Source organism: Microcella putealis (genome assembly GCF_004216575.1).
GTDB lineage: Bacteria > Actinomycetota > Actinomycetes > Actinomycetales > Microbacteriaceae > Microcella > Microcella putealis.
Genome location: NZ_SGWW01000003.1, coordinates 141,436 through 161,872 on the forward strand (window position 1 = coordinate 141,436; position 20,437 = coordinate 161,872).

The following is a 20,437-nucleotide window of genomic DNA, read 5'->3' on the forward strand; positions in this document are numbered from 1 at the left end:
GCATTGTCGATACGGACGAAAGTCCCCCCGTCAGGGGGCTGAGACGGCCTGCTCACCGGCGCCCAGCGGCACGGTGAGGCGCGCGACCGTGCCGCGGCGGTGCGGCCCGGGCAGCAGCTCGATGTCGCCGCCCAGGCGCTCCTCGACGAGTGCGCGCACGATCGGCAGGCCGAGGCCCGTTCCCGGGGCGTCGCGGTGCGACTCGTCCTGCACGCGATAGAAGCGTTCCCACACGAGCGGCAGTTGATCGGCGGGGATGCCCGGGCCATCGTCGGTGATCGTCAACTCGGCACTCGTGTCGTTGCCGGTCAAGACCACCCGAACGTGCCCGCTCAGAGGGCTGAACTTCACGGCGTTCGAGAGCAGGTTGGCGATGACCCGCTGAACGTCTTGGCGAATGACGCGCGCGACGACCGGCTCGGTGGGCAGGGTCACCACGATGTCGATGGCCCGCTGGGGGAAGAGCCCGCGAGCGTCTTCCGCGGCCTGCTCGACCAAATCACGGAGGTCGACGGCAACCGGCGTGCGGCTGATGGAGGTGGAACCGGTCAGACGGCTGAGCTCGAGCACGTCCTCGATGACGTCCGCCAGCCGGCGAGCGTTGCGGTCAATGACGGTGGCGGCCTGCAGCGCCTCGTGCGACAGGGGCTCATCGACGAGCTGCTCGGAGAACCCCATAATCGCCGTCACGGGGGTGCGCAGTTCGTGGCTGACCGCGGCGATGAAGTCGTCTTTCTGCCGGTTGAGGTCGTGCAGGCGGGCGAGCGACTGCACCGCAGCGTCTTCACGCTCTTGGCGGCGCGTGACATCGCTGATGACGACGGTCACAATCGCGCTTCCCCGCCCGAGGGCGCGCACCGAAACGGAGGCGTCGAAGCGTCGATTGCCGCGCTGCAGCTCGACCTCTCCCGGTTGCTGCTTGCGCAGCAGGGCGTCAAGCTCGCGATTGCCGAGCACGGGTTGCGACGGCGCGAGCAGGATTCCCTCCGTGAACCACGCCACCGGCGCTTTGGTCAGGCCAAACGCGTCGAGAGCCACCTGGTTGATGCCGCGAATCACCAGGCGCGATTGATCGGTGAGCTCGGCGATCACGATGCCCGAGTCGGCGTTGACGATGCCGTCGCGCAACAGCTCCTCCTGCGCCTCGACGCGCACCAGCGCGCGACCCCAGTCGTTGCGAGCCCCCGACACGAAGAGGGCGGCGAGAGCGTGCACGATGAGGAAGCCCTGCAGCAACAGCACGGTCGTCCGCTCACCCGATGCGATAAACGGGGCAAAGGGTCCGCCGCCGAGGACGGTGAGGATCGTGGCGGCCGTGGCGAGAACGAGCAATTCCGTGGCCACGACAACGGTCGGTAAGCGGAATGCCGCCCACAGCACGGCGGCGAGCGGCAAGTAGCTCGTCGGCAACTCGTTGCCCGGCGTGAACACAAACCACGTCAGGGCGATCAGGGTGATCACCTGAACGACGACCTCGACGACGGAGACGCGGCCGTGATGCGTACGCGGTGACAGCAAGAAAAGGGGCAGGACGACGACGAGCGCCGAGAAGTGCGATGCCACCAGCGAGAAGAACGCGACCTCGAGCGGCTGGCCCGCCACCGTGAAGGCCGTGACCGCACCGATCACCCCGATCACGGTCGCACCCGCCGCGCAGGCGACCAGGAACCGTGCGATGTCGCGCACTCCGTCGAGGCGGGCGGCGGAGGTGCCGCGCGTCAGCACCCAGGCGACCACCCAGACCTCAACGGCGTTCGCGATGCCGTAGCCAATGGTGAGGCCCCACTCGCGACCTCCGAGAACGTTCGCGGCCATGGCGACGATCAGCACCCCGAGGGCCGCCGCGATGCGCGTGCCGCGGGAGGCGAGCACCGCCGCCACACCCAAACCCGCGGCGGGCCACCAGGCCGCGATCGCGGCGCCGGCGGGGCGCAATTCGACCGAGTAGAAGCTCACGAGGCCCGCCGCGAAGAGCAGGATCGCGATCACAGATCGGCGCACGGCGGGCGAGGCCGACCACACCATCGATGTGAAGCCCACGCGCACCCTCCCCATTACGGGGGGTCTCCCCGTTGTCGGCCCCGTTCTGAGACTAAGGTGTGAAAAGAAAAGAGGGAATGATGGCGCGCATTCTGATCGTTGAAGACGAGCCCGACGTTCTCCTCCTACTCGAAAACCGAGTACGGGGCGCCGGGCACGACGTCGTGAGCGCCACCAACGGCGAAGAAGGCCTCACGCTGGTCGCCACCGAAAAGCCCGACCTGGTCGTTCTCGACTGGATGATGCCACGCCGCGACGGAATCGATGTTTGCGAAGAGATTCGTGCATCCGACCCCGAGCACCAGATCAAGGTGCTGATGCTGACGGCGCGTTCGCAGCAGAGCGACGTCGACCGGGCAATGGCCGCCGGCGCCGACGACTACATCGTGAAGCCGTTCAGTTCGCGCGACCTGATTGAGCGCATCCAGGCCCTCATCGAGGGCCGCGCCGCGTAGCGGCGACTCACGTCGGATGCTCGCCCTCGGCGAGCGGCTCGCCTACTGTTCGCGCGCGATCTCGGTGCGATGGAAGTTCTGGAACGACCGCGACGCGGTCGGACCGCGCTGCCCCTGGTACCGGTTGAGGTACGCGCCCGTGCCGTAGGGGTTCTCGGCGGGTGACGACAGGCGGAAGAAGCAGAGCTGCCCGATCTTCATGCCCGGCCACAGCTTGATCGGCAGCGTGGCGACGTTGCTGAGCTCGAGCGTGACGTGGCCCGTGAAACCCGGGTCGATGAAGCCGGCCGTCGAGTGGGTGAGCAGACCCAGGCGGCCCAGCGAGCTCTTGCCCTCGAGTCGTGCCGCGATGTCGTCGGGCAGGGTGACCTGTTCGTAGGTGGCACCCAGCACGAACTCGCCCGGGTGCAGAATGAACGGCTCGCCCGGCTTGCTGTCGACGAGACGCGTCAGCTCGGGCTGGTCTTCAGCCGGGTCAATGAACGGGTACTTGTGGTTGTCGAACAGCCGAAACATGCTGTCGAGCCGCACATCGATGCTCGACGGCTGCACCATCGAGAGGTCGAGCGGGTCGAGGCCGACGCGGCCCGAGTCGAGTTCTGCCCGAATGTCGCGATCGCTCAGCAGCATGGGGCCAGCCTAGCGAGCAATGGGTAGACTGAGAGGGCACCGCGGGGATGTAGTTCAATGGCAGAACTTCAGCTTCCCAAGCTGATAGCGCGGGTTCGATTCCCGTCATCCCCTCCACCGACCGCACGCCTTCGAGCGCCCCCCACGGGGGGTGCCCTCTTATTGGGGGTTCGCGGGCTCTCGCCCCGCAGCCACATGCGTCACTACGATCGCGAATACGTTTCACGGGTAAAACCCGTCAACGCGACATCCCCGAGACTCGTCCCCCACTCCTCTCCAACTACCCAACGGATTGAGAGTGGCTTCCTGGACTCGGTCAACCCCTGTCCGCTTGGGAGTACCTCGTGCCGTCACTTCTCGCACCCAGTGTTCGTACCCGCCTCATCGCCGGCACTTCTGTCGTCGCGATCGCTGCGGCATCCATCGTCACTTTCGACCCGCAGCCAGCATTTGCCGCGCCATCAACCGTGACCCAGACGTTCAGCTACACCGGCACGGTGCAGAACTTCACGGTTCCGAGCGGCGTCACGGCCCTGACCGTCACGTTGCAAGGCGGGCAGGGAGGTAACGGTGGGGCAGACGCGACGCCTGCTCCCGCGCTCGGCACCTACTTCGGGGTGGTGACGGGGACCATCGCGGTGACGCCCGGGGATGTGCTTCAGGTCGCCGTTGGCTCCGGAGGTGCGACTGGTCGTTCGTCGTCAAACTCGACCGCCCCGACAGCATTCGGTGGAACGAACCCGCTCAGCGGCTACGACGGAGGCAACGGAGGCCAGGCCGGGACCCGCGGGTCGTCGGGGCAGGGTGGCGCGGGCGGCGCCGCGAGTGTGCTTGTCGTCGATGGCCAAGACATCGTCGCAGCGGGCGGCGGTGGCAATGGTGGTTCAGGTCAGTTCGCGCCGACTCGCGGACGCAACGCCGACGGCACTTTCGTCGCCCGAACCGATGTGACCTCCACGAACGGCCAGGTGGGCATCAACGCTGCCGTGGCCTGCGCTCAATCGACATGCTCCAACGACGATGGCGGCGGCTCCGGTGGTGGCGGCGCCGGCGCCCAGGGTGGCGCTCAGGGTCGCATCGAGTTTGGTGCCGGGTCGTCCAACGAGTGGTTTGGCTACGGCGGCTCCGTCGGCGAGAACTCCGTCGCGACCTTCACAAGCCTGCTGACCTCGTACGGGTACGCAGCGCAGAACAGTGGAAACGGGTCAATCACCATTTCGTACGAGACGGGCAGCCCGGGCGCGCCGACCGCCGTTCAAGGTTCCCCCGGAGTGAACCTGGTCAATCTCTCGTGGGCGGCACCCGCTGCCACCGGTGGGGCAGCGATTTCCGACTACGCGGTTCGATACAGCAGCGACAACGGCGCCAACTGGAGCGCTCCCGTTCTGACCGGAAGCACGGCTCGCTCAACGGTCGTGACCGGACTGACGAATGACACGGCCTATGTCTTCCAAGTTGCCGCCATCAGCAGTCTGGGCACCGGCGACTACTCGCCCGCCTCAGCGCCGATCACCCCACGCGGACTCCCGTCGGCGCCGACGATCACCGCCGTCGAACCGCGAGACGGCGCGCTGGCTCTCGCAGTGACGCCTCCCGCATCCGGCGCAACGGCCACTGGCTACGAGTACCGGATCGACGGAGGCTCCTGGCTGCCCGCGTCCGGCGCATCGTCACCGATCGCCATTCCCGGCCTCGTCAACGGCGTGACCTACTCCGTCGAACTCCGCGCCACCAGTATCGTCGGCAGCGGCGCGGCCAGTGCTCCCGCGACGGGGACGCCCTTTGCCGTCCCCGGAGCCCCAACGATCGACGGCGCCAGTGCCACTCGAGCGGAGATCACCCTCAGCGTGACGCCCGGTTTCAACGGGGGAACGCCGATCACGGACTACGAGGTTCAGCTCAACGGTGCGGAATGGACGCCCGTCGGCACGTCGATCACCCCCCTTCGGCTCACCGGCCTTGCAGACGGCACCTCCTATGAGGTGACGGTCCGCGCGGTCAACAGTGCGGGAGCGGGCGCCGCGTCGGCACCGATCACCATCGCCACGCCGGGGGTTCCCGGCCCCCTCGCAAACGTGACGGGGGCTGCTGGCGACTCGCGCGCCATCGTGAACTTCACGACAGGTGGTAACGGCGGGTCCGCCATTACGCGCGTGGAGTACTCCCTCGACGGTTCCTCCTGGACGCCAACGACGACGACAGGGCCAGTCACCATCAGCGGGCTCACCAACGGCACACCCGAGCTGGTCCGCCTGCGATCGGTGAACGCCATCGGAGCGGGACCGATCTCGTCCGTCGTAGTGACCCCGGCCACGGTGCCGTCAGCTCCGACCATTATCGAGGGCTCGGTCGCGGGACTCGATGGCGCTCTCGAGGTGTCCTTCACCGCTCCGCCGTCGGATGGCGGCGAACCGATCACCGGATACGAGTACTCAACAGATGCTGGCGTGACGTGGCAGCCCCGCGCCGACGGCGGTTCGGTGGCGAGTCCCCTCACGATCACCACGCAATCCTCAGACGGCAGCACGCCGCTTGAGAACGGCGAGACTTACTACGTTCAGCTCCGTGCGCTCAATGCCGCCGGAGCGGGCCCGGCCTCGTCCGTAGCCCCCGGCGTACCGGTACAAGCGGCATCTGCCCCGGCGATCACTGCGGTGACCTCACAACCCAGTTCGGTGGCCGTGTCGTTTACCCCCGGCTCAAACGGTGGGTCTGCGGTGATTCGGTACGAGTACAGCATCAACGGCGGCGGCACCTGGACGTCGACCGGCAGCCTGTCGACCGAATTCACGATCGGCGGTCTGACGGACGGTCAACCGGTTTCTGTCCGCGTTCGCGCCGTCACCGCGGTTGGCGACGGATCCCCGTCGGCCGCGGTGTCGGGAACGCCGGCGTCTGCGCCCACCGCACCGACCCTCACGTCGGTCGTACGTGGAGACCGATCACTGACCGTCACCGTCGCTCCGGCAGACAATGGCGGCTCACCCATCACGCGCTGGGAGTACAGCACCGACGGCGGGGCCACGTGGGCGACCGCACCCGGTGCCGGCCCCAGCCACGTCCTGATCGCGCCGTCGGCTGATCTCGGTGCGCGTTTGCAGAACGGCCAGGGTTACTCGGTGCAGGTGCGTGGAGTGAACGTTGTCGGCGCGAGCGCCGCATCCCTCCCCCTCTATTCCGCTCCGGCCACGTCGCCACCCGCGCCCAGCGTGTCGGCGACGGCGGGTGACTCGTCGGTGACCGTTGCCTTCGCTTTCGCGGATGACGGCGGGTCACCGCTTACCCGTATCGAGTACTCCGTCGATGGCGGCGCAACCTGGATCGACTCGAGCACGGTCGTTGGACCAATCGTTCTCACTGGCCTGACGAACGGGCAACCCGTCAGCGTCTCCGTTCGCGGAGTCAACGCGATCGGCAACGGCACCCCGTCAGGGCCTGCGACCGCGACGCCCCGAACGATTCCCGATGCCCCGACTGATGTCGTTGCCGTCTCGAACACGGCATCCGCCGATGTGTCATGGACTCCGCCGTCTTTCACCGGCGGTGCCGACATCACGAGTTACCTGGCGACCGCGTACGAATCGGTCTCCTCGACAACGCCCGTGGCGACGTGTACGTCAGACTCGACGAACTGTTCGATCCCGGGCCTCGCAAACGGTGTGACGTACTACGTGTCTGTCGTAGCGAGCAACGCTGCGGGCGACAGTGTCGCGTCCACCCCCCGCGTGGCGGTGACTCCGTTGCAGCGTCCTGCCGCACCGACCCTGTCTTCCCTGACCTCCGGTGATCGAGCGCTGAGCGCAGCGTTCTCGGCGGGCGCTGTGGGGGGTGGGACGTTCCTCCGCTACGAATACTCCGTCGACTCGGGGTCGAACTGGTTTGCCCTCACGAGCGCGTCCAACCCGGCCACCATCACAAACCTCACGAACGGCACGAGCTACACCGTCCGACTTCGCGCGGTCACCACGGCTGGTCCGAGCCCTGCCTCGAACAGCCTGACGGGAACCCCCTTCGGCTTCCCCAGCGCGCCGACCTCGATTGAGGCGGATGCGCGCAACGGATCGATTGTCGTCTCGTGGGCGCCCGCCAATGCAAACGGCGGCACAATCCTGAACTACACGGCGACCGCTTTCACCGCCGCCTCGGGCGGTTCGACGGTCACCACGTGCACCGCGACCACCTTGAGCTGCACTCTGACGGGTCTCTCGAATGGCACGACCTACTACGTCTCGGTACAGACGCAAAACACTGTCTCGATGTACTCCGTGCGATCCGACCGCGTGGCGGCCACGCCATCCCTGTTGCCCTCGGCGCCCCGCTCGGTCACGGCAACGGCCGGTGACGCACTTGTCTCACTGAGCTGGACACCGCCGATGGGGCAGGGGGCGAGCGCGCTCACCGGGTACTCGGTTCTGTGTTCCATGAACGGCGCCTCGTTCACCTCGTGTGGAAGCACAACGGGCACGACGTTCGACGTGACAGGGCTGCAAAACGGAGCGTCGTACCGATTCCAAATCGTCGCGAACAACTCCAGCGGGGCTGGCCCGGCCAGTGCGAGCACCTCCCCCGTGACCCCGCTCGCGCCGGGCATCGTTCCGACGTTCGACAGCACCGTCGCGACGGCAACCGGCTTCACCGTGCGAATCACGAATTTCGACGCGGCTGCCGACTACGTGATGACAGCGCCGAGCGGCGTCACGGCGACGCGCTCGGGAGAGCTCATCACCGTTTCCGGTCTCACGCCGGGCGCCAGTGCGTCGATCGGCGTGAGTGTCTCTACACCGACGTCGCTCCCGGCCAGCGCCTCAGTGTCGGGGGCTGCCCTGCTTGCGGGCGTGGTGCCGGCGCTCTCTCTCGCGACACCCATCAACGGGGGGTTCCAATTCACGATCACCAACCTCGACCCGGACGCCACATACGTCATCGAGGTGGCCGATGCGACCGTTTCTCGTTCGGGGGCCATCGTGACCGTCACGGGGCTGGTCACCGGTGGATCGGCCGAAGCGCTGGTCACCGTTCAGAAGTCGGGCTACACCACCGTTTCAGCGACCCGCACCGGCTCGGCCCTCGTCGAGGGCGTCGCCCCGACGTTCGGCCCCGTGACCTCGACGGCAGATGGCTTTACGGTCGAGATCACAAATTACGATTCCAGCGCGCTGTACAGCCTGTCGATCGGTGACGAGTTCCTTACCCTCGCGGCGCCCACGGTGACTCGTGCGGGATCACTGCTGACGATCACGGGACTGTCCCCGGCAGCATCTGCGACCGTTACCGTGACCGCGCAAGCGCCTAGCGCTCTGCCGGCGAGCAGCGATGTGACGGGAACCGCGCTTGCCGCCGGGGTAACTCCCGAGTGGGAAGCGCCCGAGCCCATGATCGGTGGTTTCCGCGTCGTGGTTGCTAACTTCGACCCCGAGGAGCGGTACGTGCTCTCAGTAACCGCAGGAACGGCCCTGATGGTCGGAGACACCATTTACGTCACGGGGCTCGCGGATGGCGAGCTCGCCGAACTCACCATGACCGCGCAACGCGACGGCTATGCAGACAGAAGCGCGACCGTGACAGGCGCCGCTCTGGGAACGCCTGTGGCTCCCGAATGGGATGCGCCCGAGCCGATGTCTGGCGGGTTCCGCGTTGTGATTCAGAACTTCGACCCCGATGCGCGGTACATCCTTTCCGTGACCCGAGGAACAGCTCTCATGGTGGGTGACACCATCTACGTCATGGGCCTCGCCGACGGTGAGGTCGCCGAACTCACCATGACCCTGCAGCGCGACGGCTACGCAGACGTTAGCGTCACCGTAACGGGCCAGGCCCTGAGCGGTAACGGCGGCGGCGGTGATGGCGGCGGCAACGGCGGCGGCGACAACGGAACCGTCGGCAACGCCGAGCCCGTTCCGGCTGACGTGGCCGACCGCTCGGCCGACTTGGCACACACAGGCGCATCGTCAACGACTCTGCGAGACGGCCTCGCGGGAGGCGCCCTGTTGTTCCTCCTCGGCGCACTCGCGATCGCGGTGTCACGGCGCTCGTGGAACCGTGCTCGAACGTCACGGCGTTTCGACGGGCGCTAGCCCTCGTCACGAGAGCAGCCGCTGACGGCCCCCGCCAACCCGGCGGGGGCCGTCAGCGTTTCGGACCTCTTCCCGGAGCCCGCCCTCAACAGAACCGCACGAAGGTACGGATCGGCCCCGACGACACCTCGGCGCCTTCCGTGAAGCCGAGTGCCTCGTAGAAGGCCGCTGCCTCGGCTCATCGTCGGTAATCAGCACGACCTGGCGTACATGCGCGTGTCGCGCAAGCGCCGCCTCGAGCAGCGCGCTTCCGATTCCACGGCCCTGCGCATCCGGCCGCACCAGGATGTCCTGGATGTAAGCGATGGTCGCGTCGTCAGATATGACGCGCACGAAGCCAACGAGCAGTCCAGCATCATCGCGAGCTGCGGCGTTGAACGATGACTGCGCGACGGCGCGACGGCGCATGCCGGGGTCGCGCGTGTAGGCCGTCCAGCCGACGGCGGTGTACAGCGCCAGTAGCTCGTCGCCGGTCGGCGTGTCGTTTTCGGCACTGCGCGGGGATGTCACCCCTCCATCGTCACCCACCACCGCTCTCAGCAAGCTGTCAGCAAACCGTTTGTGCAGCGACGCCGAACACTGTGCGAGAGGAGGCGCACATGTCGTCGATATCGCAGACACTGCCGGGCGGGGGCCCGAACACTGTCACCACGCGCGCACCGGGCGGGGGCCCGACGTTCGCCGTCGCATCGACGACGACCACGACCATCGTCGTGCTGTTGATCGCGCCCGCTCTCATCTGGGGGATCCTGCTGCTCGCGGGCCTCGTCTTCGACCTCGCGGAGCTGGGGAGCTTCGCCAACCCGGTCGTCGGCGCACTCGGCATCGTGAGCATCGTCGGACTCGTCAGCGCTTCGGGGGTTGCGCTCACGAGCCGCGTCGCCGCGCGGCGGCCCGCCCGTACATCGGGTCGGCCGGGCCGCCGCGCGCTCATCCTCTCGGCTCTCGCCGTCACCGTTGCGCTCGTCGGGGGCGGGATGCTCGCCGCCGGCTTCGCGACGTGGGCTCCGGCGGCTGCCGGGCAGCCCGCAGCGCCCGCGGCCGAACAACCCGCGGTTCCCGCGGCCCCGGCTGACGCGCCTGCCACGGAACAGCCGGCCAACGCGCCCCTGTTCAGCGTCGACCACACCGACCACTAACCGGCATTAACCTCGCGCCCGATCACGGGCTCGACGTCAGCCATGAAGCGGCGCACGTCGTCGTCGACGATGATGTCGCTCGGTCGCAGTGGCCGCACGAGGTGCAGCCCCTCGAGCGAGCGGATGCGCGACAGCGCCACGTAGGTCTGCCCCGGTGCGAACGCGCGCGGCCCCAGGTCAACAACAGCGCGGTCGTAGGTCTGCCCCTGCGACTTGTGAATGGTGACGGCCCACGCAAGCCGCAGCGGAAACTGTGTGAACTCGCCGATCACGTCTTTGGTCACGCGCTTCTGCGCGGCCGAGTAGGTGTAGCGGTATTTCTCCCACGTCGCGGGGTGCACCTCGTGGCTCTCACCATCAACCTCGACGAACACGGTGCGGCCGATGCGCTCAACCGTGCCGAGCGTGCCGTTCACCCAGCGGGGCGCGCCATCGCCCTGGGTGTCGTTGCGCAGAAACATGACCTGCGCTCCGACCTTCAGTTGCAGCGACTCGTCAGCCGGGTAGCCGCCCGCTCCCCCGAACTCGCCGACCACTTCGGCCTTCGCGGTCTTCAGCGCGCCATCGAGTCGCGCCAGCTCGCGGCCGTTGATGCGTGACACCGTCGCATTGGTGCTCGCGAGCGTCAGGATGCCGTCATCGGGCGCAGGGCGCGCGCCCGCCTCGTTGAGCGCGCGGCCGATCTCGGGCGTCACCTCGCCATGCCGCACGGCCGACAGCATCTGCCGGAACGCCTCATCGCGCTGACGGTGGATGGTCTGCAGCTCGACAATGCGCAGATCGGCCTCCTGCCAGACGCGCGCGTCGAAGAACCAGATCGAGCGGTAGTGGTCGGCGTAGTACGCCCGCTCGCCGGCATCACGGCCCGGCACCGGCGCCAGCTGGTATGGGTCGCCGAACAGCACCACCTGCGCGCCGCCGAACGGCTCGCGCGGGCGCGCCCGGGCGCTGCGCAGCCGCCGGTCAATCGCATCCATCAGGTCGGCGCTCACCATCGACACCTCGTCGATGACGATCGTGTCGACGCCGCCGAGTAGTCGGCGAAGGTGCGGGGCGTCGTCGAGATCGGCGTCAGCGATCAGCCCGATCGGCAGGCGAAAGAGCGAGTGAATCGTCTGGCCGCCGACGTTCAGCGCGGCCACCCCGGTCGGCGCGCAGACGACGACGGTGCGCTCGGTCTGTTCGAGAAAGGCCTCGAGCAGTGTCGACTTGCCCGTACCCGCACGGCCGGTGACGAACACGTGCTCACGGGTCGACTCGATCAGCTCGATAACGGCGCGCTGCTCGTCGGCGAGGGTCGGCGCACCCGGGCGAGCGTGGGCACGATCGGGCACGGCACCTCCGAAGCTTGGGGGCTTTTAGCGTAGCCGTGGCCCCGCCCGACACCGACCGGTCACCCTAGGCTGAGCGCATGGCGCGCGGACTGCTCATCGGGGGAGGAGTCGCCGCGCTCGTATCGGGCCTCGCAGCCGCCGCTCTCGTCGTCGCCGTCACGATGACCGAGACGCCCGAGGCGCACGTCGAGCGCTACCTCGAGGCATTGGCGGCCGACCAGCTGCCCGCCGCCGCCGCACTCTCCGGGCTGGAGCCGGGCGATGCCCTCCCCCTCGGCGACGAGGGAGAGCCCACCGTGCTGCGCGTCGTGGCCGCGCAGCCGCGCGACGGCGGACGCGTTGCCGTCACCGCCCTGTACGGCGGAGACAACGACGCGGCGACCGTGATCTTTCTGCTCGAGCCGGCCGAGCGGCTCGCGGGCATCATCCCGCAGTGGCGTTTCGTTGAGCCGCCAGTGACGCGCATCCCGGTCGGGGTTGACCAGCACACCGAGCTGCTGGTGTCCGGGCGCGCGCTGGTCACGCCGGGGCCGGGCGAGACCGCGATCGCAACCGCGTTCATCCCCGCCCGTGTCTCGGTCGCGAACGCTGAGCCGTTCCTCGATGCGGCGAGCACACGCATCCGCCCCCGATCGGTGGCGCCGCCGCCGGTGATCCTGACCGCCACCCCGTCCGAGCGCCTCGTGCGCGAGGTCGAACGGCAGCTCACCGAGGTGCTCGACACCTGCGCCACGCAGGAAGTGCTGCAACCGTCGGGCTGCCCGTTCGGGCGAGCGGTCACCGGCGATCGCGTCATCGATCGGCCAGCATGGATGCGCGTGGACGCGCCCCAGGTGTCGCTCACGCTCTCGGCGAATCCGGGCCGCTTCTCACTCGACGGCTCCGCCACCATGCGCGTCGAGGTCGAGGTGCAGTCGCTCTTCGACGGAACCGTGAGCCGTCTGACCGAGGACGTGGTCGCCGACGTCAGCGGCATCGTCGTGCTCGGGCCCGACGGGCCGGTCGTCACCGTCTACCCGTAGCGAGTAGCGATAGGCGCTAGCCGCCCGCTAGCTCGGGCGGTTGTCTGACTCGGCGCGCTTGGCGAGCATGTCGTTCCAGGCCGCGAGCTCGGCGTCGCCGTCGCGGTCGGCCTGCCGGTCGCGCCGCTTCGTCTCTTTCTTGTCGGCGCGCGACCACATCCACACGACGAGCATCGCGAGCGCCAGGGTCGGAATCTCGCCGACGCTCCAGGCGATGCCGCCACCGCGCTGCTGGTCGGCGAGCGGCGTGATGCCCCAGTCGCGACCCATCGCGCCGTACCACTCGGGCAGCAGCAGCCCCGTGCCCGACAGCAGGAAGAGGCCGAAGAAGGCGTGGAACGCCATCGTCGCCATGAGGATCAGCAGCCGGATCGGGTACGGCGGCCGGTACGGGGCCGGGTCTTCGCCGATCAGCGAGTTGACGAAGAGGTACCCCGACAAGAGGAAGTGGATGATCATCCACTGGTGCCCGATGTGGTCGGTGACGGCCCAGCCGAAGATCGGCGAGTAGTAGAAGACGAGTAGTGAGATCGCGAAGACGACCGCGGCGACAATGGGGTGGCCGACAATCCCTGCCCACTTCGAGTGCACGATCGCGAGAATCCACTCGCGGGGGCCGCGGGAACCGTCTTTGCGCGCGTGAATGGCGCGGGCCGCGAGCGTCACGGGCGCCGCGAGCACGAGCATCACCGGGATGCCCATCGACAGGATCATGTGCCCGAGCATGTGGATGCTGAACAGGTACTTCTCGTAGACCGCGAGCCCCGAGCTGGTCACGATGAACAGCGTGATCATGCCCGAGATCCAGAGGATCGTGCGGTGAATCGGCCAGCGGTCGCCGCGGCGGTTCAGGCGCACGACGCCTGCCACGTAGAAGAACAGGCCGAAGCCCGCGAGCAGCGCCCACAGCAGGTTGAGATCCCACTCGGTGAACAGTCGCCACCAGGTGTACTCGGGCGGCAGGGGAGCGCCGGTCAGCAACTCGGCCGGCGTCGGGTCAGACAGCTCGGTGACGGGCACCTCGGGCGCCGGCGTCGCCGTGCGGCCGAGGGCCGAGGCGAGGCCCATCGCGACACCCATGACGGCGAGTTCGACCGTCACGATCGTCCAGAAGCCGAACGCGGGGCGCGGCGAGGTCTCGACGCGGGCGATGACGCGGGTGCGGTAGGCGGCGCCGAATGCCCCGAGCGCGACGAGGGCCGTGACCTTGGCGATCACGAGCATCCCGTATTCGCTGCCGAGCCCCGCGAGCGAGCCGATGCGCAGCTGAGCGCTGACGAGCCCCGACGCGGCGACGACGACGAACGCGATCAGCGCGAGGGTCGAGTAGCGCTTCAGCACCGTCGGTAGCTGCTCGGCGAGCGGGCGGCGCAGCAGCACGAGCGCGAGCAGGCCACCCACCCAGACCGCGGCGAACACACTGTGCAGGAAGACCGCCGTGACGGCCGCGTCGTGGTCGGCCGTGCCGCCGGCGTGCCCGGTCTGGGCAACCGGCCACAGGGCGGCGACCGCAAGCAGGCCCACGCCCACGACGAGCGCGGGGTGGCGCAGCACAAAGCACAGCACGGTGACGACGGCGGCCATCAGGGTGGTGGCGAGCCACGCCTGACCGAGTTCAACCTCGCCGAAGAAGCGGCCAAGGATTCGCCCGAACTCGGGCTCGAGGCTGACGGGCTGGGTGAAGACGCTCAAGAAGGTCAGGAAGCCGGTGACGGCACTCGCGACCGTCCATACGGCGGCCGACGCCGCGGCGATGTCGAGGGCGCGGTTGTACGCCTCGCTCTGCAGGTTCAACGCGATGACGGCCAGCAGCAGCGCGCCGATGGCGCCGGCCGCACCGAGGTTCACGAGCGCCTTGCCAACGGGCAGGCCCCAGCGCACGACCGCACCCGGGTCGGCGAAGGCGGGGGCCGCGGCACCGCCGCCGATGACGAGGCCGGTGATGAGGGCGACGATCGTGCCGGCGAGCAGCGCGGCGATTCCGAGACCCGCCCACGGCGCGCGCCGCATCAGCGGCGACGGCGGGATGCTCGCGGGGGCGTCAGAGACAGACGCGGTCGGCTGTGAGGCGGGCACTGCATCCCCCTTTCTCGGTCGACCGGGATGCGCGGGTAGTCACCAAAAGATTAGGCGAGCGGCGCTTCATGCCCGCCGAGAGCCGGAGCACCGCACGCGCCGCGAAACGCGAACGAGGCGCCCCCGCCTGAGCGGGAGCGCCTCGCGCGATCGGCTGCGTGCCACGAGGGCACCGTGCCGAGAAGCCGGTAAAGCTACTTGACGGCAGCCTTCAGCTTGCTACCGGCGCTGACCTTCACGCCGTTCGACGCGGCGATCTGGATGGTCTCGCCGGTCTGCGGGTTGCGGCCCGTGCGAGCGGCACGCGAGGTGCGCTCGAACGAGAGCCAGCCCGGGATGGAGACCTTGGTGCCCTGGGCGACGGCGCCGGAGACGGTCGAGAACAGACCATCGAGGACGCGGTTGACGTCAGCCTGGCTCAGGCCCGACTCAGCAGCCACAGCGGCAACGAGCTCGGAACGGTTCATTGTGTCCTCCTCGGACCTCAGGATTGTTCAGATAGACCCCGCGAATTCACGAGAATTCGCGGGAATCGCCCCTGAAACTACCAGCTTGACTTCGTGATGCCGGGCAATTCGCCGCGGTGCGCCATGTCGCGGAAGCGCACACGGGAAATGCCGTACTTGGTGAGGACACCGCGGGGACGGCCGTCGATGGCGTCACGCGAGCGCACGCGCACCGGCGACGCGTCGCGCGGAAGCTTCTGCAGACCCTTGCGGGCGGCCTCACGCGACTCGTCGGTGCCGTTCGGGTCGATGAGGGCCTTCTTCAGCTCGAGACGCTTTGCGGCGTACCGCTCGACAACTACCTTGCGCTGCTCATTGCGCGCGATCTTGCTCTTCTTCGCCATGGTTAGCGCTCCTCGCGGAATTCGACGTGCTTGCGGACGACCGGGTCGTACTTCTTCAGCACGAGACGGTCGGGGTCGTTGCGGCGGTTCTTGCGGGTCACGTAGGTGTACCCGGTGCCGGCCGTCGACCGAAGCTTGATGATGGGACGGACGTCCTGCTGCTTGGCCATTAGATCTTCTCCCCGCGAGCAATGAGGTCCTTGACGACCGACTCGATACCGCGCGCGTCGATCACCTTGATGCCCTTGGCCGACAGCGTGAGGGTCACGTTGCGGCGCAGCGAGGGCACGTAGTAGGTCTTCTTCTGGATGTTCGGATCGAACCGACGCTTCGTGCGGCGGTGCGAGTGCGAGATGTTGTGCCCAAAGCCGGGTACGGCTCCGGTCACCTGGCAGACGGCTGCCATGGGTCCTCCAACTATTCGGCTACCGTACGGCGATTGCCGTACCCAAGGTCACTTGTCGGCACGCGAGACCCGCCGGGTCCGCTCCAGTAGCTGGTTGAGCGGGGCGAGATGCGCACAAGAAGCCAGGCTCGCGCCTGACACAAGGGCCTAGCTTACGCGCTGGGGGCCGATTCCGACAAACGCGAGCACGCGGGGCAGAGCCCAAAGATGTCGACCACGTGCTCGGCGCGGGTGTAGCCGTGCTCGGCGGCGATGCGGCGCGCCCACTCTTCCACCGGGTCGGCCTCGATCTCTTCCGTTGCGCCGCAGCGCCGGCAGATGAGGTGGTGGTGGTGGGTATCGGGGGTGCAGGCGCGGTACAGCGCCTCGCCGTCTTGCGTGAGCGAGTCGGCCTCACCCTCGTCGGTGAGGTCGGTGAGGGCGCGATAGACGGTGGCGAGCCCGATCGTCGAGCCGCCGTCGCGCAGCTGCCCGTGCAGGGCTTGGGCGCTGATGAAGCCGTCCGATTCGCTGAGCGCCGTGCGCACAGCTTCGCGCTGCCAGGTGTTTCGCTTCATGACCCCACCAGGGTACGCGGGGTCGGGGACGGCTGGGGCCGCGGCGCCAGCGACGGCCGCGAGGGCAGCATCCGCCCGATCGCCACCGCGAGGCCGACGACGATCGCGACGACGACCGTGATCGCGCCGCCCGGCGCGATCGACCATTCGCGGGATGCGATGACACCGATCACAGCGGATGCGGCGCCGATCACCGGTGCGAGCAGCAACACGGCGTTTGTTGACGAGACCAGCTGGCGCGCGGCCACCGCCGGCCCCACGATGAGGGCGATCGCGAGGATCGCGCCGATCGCCGGCATGATCACGACCACGGTGCCGGCGATGAGGGCGACGATCGTCGCCTCGGCGACCCAGGGCCGGTAGCCGGCGGCGCGGTAGCCGAGCTCGTCGACCGTCGAGAAGACGAGGTGTCGACCCCGCGTGGCGATGACAAGAGCGGCGATGGCGAACATGACGGCGGTGAGCGTGATCTCACCCCAGCCGACCGTGAGAATCGAGCCGACCAGGTAGCTCTCGACCGAGATCGGTAGCGACGGGTTCGCCGACTGCAGCAGGGCACCGAGGGCGAAGCCGAAGGTCAGCACCACGCCGGCGGCGACCTGCGCGCCCTGCTCGCGCACGCGCGAGATGAGCGTCATGAGGGCGACGAGCAGCACACTGAACACAGCGGCGCCGAGCACGACGCTAATGCCGAGCACGGCGGCGACCACTGCGCCGGGGAAGGTGGCGTGCGTCAGCGCCGTCGTGAAGAAGGCGCGGCGGCGCAGCACGACGAAGGTGCCAACGAGGCCGGCGACGCCGCCGGCGAGCACCGCCTCGATGAGGGCGCGCTCGAAGAAGCCGAATTCCATCAGCGCACCGCCTCGGGGGCGGTGACCGATGCGCGCGACGCGGGGCGTGCATCCGCCGCCGGCCGCGTGCGCGGACCGTGCCGGTGCAGCGCGCTCGCGGCGAGCACGAGCCCGTAGATCACGACCAGGGTCGTGATCACCGACGCGCCGCCGGCCAGCGGGATGCCGTAATCGACGGATGCGCGGAATCCGATCAGGAGGCCCGCGTAGCCGGCGAGGGCGGCCGTCGCGATCGAGATCGTGACCATCCAGCCGATGCGGTGCGTCAGCAGCCGCGCGGCGGCCCCCGGCACGACGAGCAGGCCGAGGGCGAGCAAGTTGCCCACGGCGGCCGTCGCGGCGACGATCAGCACCGCCACCGAGACGGCGAGCACGAGGTCGGTCGCGAGCACGTGGTGGCCGCTCGCGCGGGCGGCGAGCGGGTCGTGCGCGCGAAAGAGCTGCGTGCGCCAGACCAGCGCGATGGCGACGGTCGCCGCCGCGCCGATCACGAGGGTGAGCGTGACGTCGGCATCGGTGACCGTGAGCAGTCGACCGAACAGCAGCTCTTGTAGCTGGCCGACGTAGTCCGACTGGCGCGAGACCACGATGACCCCGATGCCGAACATCAGGGTCAGCACGACGGCGATCGCCGAGTCGCTCGCGAGCGCGCGGCGGCTCAGCAGGGTGAACGCCACGGCGGCGATGGCGGCGGCGACGAGACCGCCGGGCACGAGTCCGTCGCGCCCGGCGACAGCAAAGCCCACCACGATGCCCGGAAAGACAGCGTGCACGAGACCGTCACCCACGAACTGCAGCCCCCGCAAGGTCACCATGACGCTCGCGAGCCCCAGGGCGACGGCGAGGGCGAGCATGACGAGCAGCGGGCGCTGCATGAAGGGCAGCGCGAAGGGGCCCACCAGCCAGTCGACGATGGTCACGGCGATCAGGCGTGGCCGTCGTGGGGCGGCACGACCACGGTGTGTTCGTCGACCTCGACCTGGTGGCCCGCAAACACGGCCTCGAGGTTGTCGAGGGTCAGCACGTCGTCGCGGGGGCCAGCGGCGACCTGCGTGCCGTTGACGAGCAGCACGCTGTCGCAGACGGCGCGGGCGAGGTCGAGGTCGTGGGTCGAGATGACGAAGGCGACGCCGTCGTTCTTCAGCTCGCGCACGATGTCGAGCAGGGTGTCACGGTTGGTCTGGTCGAGCCCGTTGAACGGCTCGTCGAGCACCAGCAGGCGCGGCTGTGACACGAGCGCGCGGGCCAACAGGCCCCGCTGCTGCTGCCCGCCCGAGAGTCGCCCGAAGCGGGTGCGGTGCTCGTCGGCGAGGCCCACCCGCTCGAGCGCGGCGTGCACGGCGGCGCGATCGCGGCGACCGGGCCAGCGCCAGCCGAGCTGCCGGTAGCGGCCCATCATGACGACCTGGTCGAGCGTCACCGGAAACTCGGGGTCAAGCCCCGCCGTCTGCGGCACGTAGCCGACCCGGCGGCGCGCCTGTGCGGGAGTGCCGCCGAGCACGGCGAGCGTGCCCGCGGCGAGCGTGGTCAGGCCAAGCAGGCCAAGAATGAACGTCGACTTGCCGGCGCCGTTCGGCCCGATGACGGCGAGCGCCTCACCGGGCGCGACGTCGAGGGTGACCTCGCTCAGCGCCGGCGCGTTCTTGCCGTACGCGAAGGCGGCGGCTCGCGCGGTGACGGCGGGGGTACCGGTGTCGGATGCGCGACGCGCCTCGCCGGGAATGGCGACGGCCGGCACCCCTGCGGGGGCGCCGGCCGGTCGCGCGTTTTCGAGGCTCACGCCCCTCATTCTGCCAAGTCGGCGGGAACCGGAGCGATCTGGCCGCCCCACGCGGTGACGAGCACCGTCACGTTGTGGATCATCGAGCCGATGTAGGTCTCACCGGGCGATCCGGCGGGGCCGAGCGAGTCGCCATACAGGCCGTCTTCGCCACTGAACACCTGCACCCCGGCCTCACTCGCGATGGTTTCGGCGGCGGCGGGCGACAGCGTCGTCTCGCTGAAGACCGCGGTGGCGCCGGCGTCGCGCACGCGGTCAACGAGGCTGTCGATGTCGGCGGCGCTCACCTCGGCGTTGTCGTCGAAGCTCGGAATGATCGCGCCGACATAGGTGACGTCGTAGGCGTCGACGAAGTAGCCGAAGGCCTCGTGGTTGGTCACGAGCGTGCGCGCTGCGGGGTCGACCGCCGAGATGCTCTCGGTGATCCACGCGTCAAGCTGCTCGAGCTCGGCAATGTACGCGGCGGCGTTCGCCTCGTAGCTGTCGGCGTTGTCGGCGTCGGCCGCGGCCAGGCCGTCGGCGATCGCCTGCACCATGGCGGCGGCGTTGGATGCGCTCGTCCAGATGTGCGGGTCGCCCCCGTCGTGCGCGTGGTCGTGGTCGTCACCCTCGGAGTGGAGCTCTTCCTCCGTCGACGCGGCGGCGACGTCTTCCTCGTGAGCGTGGTCGTCACCCTCGTGGGCGTGCGCGTCCTCGCCCTCGTGAACGTGCGCATCCTCACTGTGCGCGTCCTCACCCTCGTGGCCATGCGCTTCCTCTGCGGCGAATTCGATGAGGCCGACCTGCTCGCTCGCGTCGACGGTCTCACCCGCGAAGCCCGATGACGCGACCGCGTCGTCGAGCCACTCTTCGAGGCCAGCACCGTTGATGACGAGTACGTCGGCGGCGGCGAGGGCCTGCAGGTCGGCGGCGGTCGGATCGAAGCTGTGCGTGCTCTGGTTTGGCTGGATGAGCGCGGTCACCTCGGCGAGCTCGCCCGCCACGCGCTCGGCGAACTCGGCCGTGTGGGTGGTGCTCGCAACGATCGTCAGGGCGGGCTCGACGGCGGCGGGGGTGTCAGCGTCGGCGGCCGGCTCGGCCGTCGCGCAGCCGGCGAGGCCGAGGGCGAGCACACTCGAGGCGAGCAGGGCGGGAAGCGCGCGACGGGTGCGGCGCGAGGTCGAAAACGACGTCATGACGGACTCTCTAAGGAGGGGTCGATGGGACTCCCCGAGCGTACGTCT

General features: G+C 68.9%; 18 protein-coding genes and 1 tRNA gene. 5 read left to right on the forward strand and 14 right to left on the reverse strand.

Features of this window, described 5'->3' with window-relative positions; all coding sequences use genetic code 11:
* Positions 1-30: 30 nt before the first annotated feature.
* Positions 31-2,040, reverse strand: coding sequence for an ATP-binding protein (locus EV141_RS08115; protein WP_185740145.1), 2,010 nt, complete (start codon positions 2,038-2,040; stop codon positions 31-33).
* A gap of 80 nt (positions 2,041-2,120) precedes the next feature.
* Here EV141_RS08115 and EV141_RS08120 point away from each other — a divergent pair, with 80 nt between their 5' ends.
* On the forward strand, positions 2,121-2,495 hold the full coding sequence (locus EV141_RS08120; protein WP_185740144.1) for a response regulator transcription factor: 375 nt from the start codon (positions 2,121-2,123) through the stop codon (positions 2,493-2,495).
* Positions 2,496-2,537: 42 nt separating this feature from the next.
* Here the strand turns inward: EV141_RS08120 and dcd are convergent, their stop codons facing one another.
* Positions 2,538-3,125 (reverse strand): dCTP deaminase, encoded by a 588-nt coding sequence (gene dcd, locus EV141_RS08125; protein ID WP_130485473.1) that lies wholly within the window; start codon positions 3,123-3,125, stop codon positions 2,538-2,540.
* 43 nt (positions 3,126-3,168) lie between these two features.
* On the opposite strand from dcd, the gene EV141_RS08130 reads away from it, so the two are divergent.
* Both EV141_RS08130 and EV141_RS08135 read left to right on the forward strand, forming a co-directional pair.
* Positions 3,169-3,242 (forward strand) — tRNA-Gly (locus EV141_RS08130).
* Positions 3,243-3,469: 227 nt separating this feature from the next.
* Entirely contained in the window at positions 3,470-9,199 is a 5,730-nt protein-coding gene (locus EV141_RS08135; protein WP_130485474.1) for a beta strand repeat-containing protein, read from the forward strand.
* Positions 9,200-9,205: 6 nt separating this feature from the next.
* Here the strand turns inward: EV141_RS08135 and EV141_RS08140 are convergent, their stop codons facing one another.
* Entirely contained in the window at positions 9,206-9,607 is a 402-nt protein-coding gene (locus EV141_RS08140; protein ID WP_241969207.1) for a GNAT family N-acetyltransferase, read from the reverse strand.
* Between the two features lie 191 nt (positions 9,608-9,798).
* Here EV141_RS08140 and EV141_RS12370 point away from each other — a divergent pair, with 191 nt between their 5' ends.
* Positions 9,799-10,338: a hypothetical protein gene (locus tag EV141_RS12370; protein WP_185740143.1), complete on the forward strand. Its 540-nt coding sequence runs from the start codon at positions 9,799-9,801 to the stop codon at positions 10,336-10,338.
* Here EV141_RS12370 and EV141_RS08150 read toward each other — a convergent pair.
* Positions 10,335-11,672, reverse strand: a complete 1,338-nt coding sequence (locus EV141_RS08150; protein WP_130485475.1) for an ATP-dependent DNA helicase — start codon at positions 11,670-11,672, stop codon at positions 10,335-10,337. The genes EV141_RS12370 and EV141_RS08150 overlap by 4 nt on opposite strands.
* A 77-nt stretch (positions 11,673-11,749) precedes the next feature.
* On the opposite strand from EV141_RS08150, the gene EV141_RS08155 reads away from it, so the two are divergent.
* Positions 11,750-12,694 carry a hypothetical protein gene (locus EV141_RS08155; protein WP_130485476.1) on the forward strand — a complete coding sequence of 315 codons (945 nt, stop codon included), beginning with the start codon at positions 11,750-11,752 and terminating at the stop codon, positions 12,692-12,694.
* A 27-nt stretch (positions 12,695-12,721) separates the two neighbouring features.
* Here the strand turns inward: EV141_RS08155 and EV141_RS08160 are convergent, their stop codons facing one another.
* The 10 genes from EV141_RS08160 to EV141_RS08205 form a co-directional block, all read right to left on the reverse strand.
* A complete protein-coding gene (locus EV141_RS08160; RefSeq protein WP_311768253.1) occupies positions 12,722-14,770 on the reverse strand; it encodes a bifunctional copper resistance protein CopD/cytochrome c oxidase assembly protein in 2,049 nt (682 codons plus the stop codon).
* A 194-nt stretch (positions 14,771-14,964) separates the two neighbouring features.
* Positions 14,965-15,237: an HU family DNA-binding protein gene (locus EV141_RS08165; RefSeq protein ID WP_130485477.1), complete on the reverse strand. Its 273-nt coding sequence runs from the start codon at positions 15,235-15,237 to the stop codon at positions 14,965-14,967.
* 77 nt (positions 15,238-15,314) lie between these two features.
* Positions 15,315-15,620 carry a 30S ribosomal protein S14 gene (gene rpsN / locus EV141_RS08170; RefSeq protein WP_130485478.1) on the reverse strand — a complete coding sequence of 102 codons (306 nt, stop codon included), beginning with the start codon at positions 15,618-15,620 and terminating at the stop codon, positions 15,315-15,317.
* A 2-nt stretch (positions 15,621-15,622) separates the two neighbouring features.
* Positions 15,623-15,790 carry a 50S ribosomal protein L33 gene (rpmG, locus tag EV141_RS08175; protein WP_096419968.1) on the reverse strand — a complete coding sequence of 56 codons (168 nt, stop codon included), beginning with the start codon at positions 15,788-15,790 and terminating at the stop codon, positions 15,623-15,625.
* A complete protein-coding gene (gene rpmB / locus EV141_RS08180) occupies positions 15,790-16,026 on the reverse strand; it encodes a 50S ribosomal protein L28 (protein ID WP_130485479.1) in 237 nt (78 codons plus the stop codon). Before rpmB ends, rpmG begins: the two co-directional genes overlap by 1 nt.
* 152 nt (positions 16,027-16,178) lie before the next feature.
* Entirely contained in the window at positions 16,179-16,583 is a 405-nt protein-coding gene (locus EV141_RS08185) for a Fur family transcriptional regulator (protein WP_130485480.1), read from the reverse strand.
* The gene (locus EV141_RS08190; RefSeq protein WP_130485481.1) at positions 16,580-17,434 is read right to left on the reverse strand and encodes a metal ABC transporter permease; all 855 of its coding nucleotides are present in this window, start codon (positions 17,432-17,434) and stop codon (positions 16,580-16,582) included. Before EV141_RS08190 ends, EV141_RS08185 begins: the two co-directional genes overlap by 4 nt.
* Positions 17,434-18,354, reverse strand: coding sequence for a metal ABC transporter permease (locus EV141_RS08195; protein ID WP_241969177.1), 921 nt, complete (start codon positions 18,352-18,354; stop codon positions 17,434-17,436). The genes EV141_RS08190 and EV141_RS08195 overlap by 1 nt, the downstream gene beginning before the upstream one ends.
* Positions 18,355-18,359: 5 nt before the next feature.
* A complete protein-coding gene (locus EV141_RS08200) occupies positions 18,360-19,214 on the reverse strand; it encodes a metal ABC transporter ATP-binding protein (protein WP_241969178.1) in 855 nt (284 codons plus the stop codon).
* A gap of 5 nt (positions 19,215-19,219) precedes the next feature.
* Positions 19,220-20,389, reverse strand: a complete 1,170-nt coding sequence (locus EV141_RS08205; protein WP_130485483.1) for a metal ABC transporter substrate-binding protein — start codon at positions 20,387-20,389, stop codon at positions 19,220-19,222.
* Positions 20,390-20,437 lie beyond the last annotated feature (48 nt).